Annotated in this window: 1 tRNA gene; it reads left to right on the top strand. The window is 34.0% G+C overall.

The features are described 5' to 3' along the window. Positions 1–712 precede the first annotated feature (712 nt). Positions 713–798, top strand: a tRNA-Ser gene (locus AB8P06_RS20615).

Raw genomic sequence — 798 nt, 5'->3', positions numbered from 1 at the left:
TTAATTATGCTTACTCAAAAGCTCTCCTGCGCTACTGACATACTCTCGTTTTCAGTGCGGCAAAAGTACACCCTATACCCTTTACAATCCAAATTTATTTAACTTAAAATTTACTTTTAATTCATATTTAAGCTTAAGTTACTGGCTCTCTGTAATATTAATTTTAAACTAATGTTTGTTTTTTGGAAGGGAAAGGTCAGAGGAATGAGCTAAACCGTGTGAGAGAAGTTGGAGAAATTGAAGAACGTGAAATATGGGAGTAAAAAATCGTTGGGAATCCGTTCAAAGCTTATAGGTTTTAAAACCTATAAGCTGTAATTTTTTAGAATATGATTACAGTTTCCAGCCATGATATAAACGGTACTCTTTGTTTGGTGCGGCCGAAGCGAAGCGGAGGCCGTAACGAAATAGATATAGCGGATAGCGCACTAACTAACCCCCTAATAGTAATTAAAGTGTTAGTGAATACGAGATAGAGGCTAATGTGAAGATATGTGTTTGAGATTGATTTGCATTAATTGTAATTTAATTAAAATACTGCAATATTTTTCTGAATTAATAATATTCTGCTTTTTTATTTAAAATGCAAAAAAAATCTTACTTGATATTTCCCACAGATAACACAAATTTGCACAGATGGTTGTGCTTTATTTTTTTATTTATTGAAAGAGATTGATTTATTTTGACAGTCTCATAGGATCAATGAGTTCATAGAAAGGTGTCCGAGTGGTTGAAGGAGCTACCCTGGAAAGGTAGTATACGGGTAACTGTATCGAGGGTTCGAATCCCTTCCTCTCT

The organism is Chryseobacterium tongliaonense, assembly GCF_041224435.1.
Taxonomy (GTDB): Bacteria; Bacteroidota; Bacteroidia; order Flavobacteriales; family Weeksellaceae; genus Chryseobacterium; species Chryseobacterium tongliaoense.
This window is presented reverse-complemented; position numbering and strand designations above follow the sequence as displayed.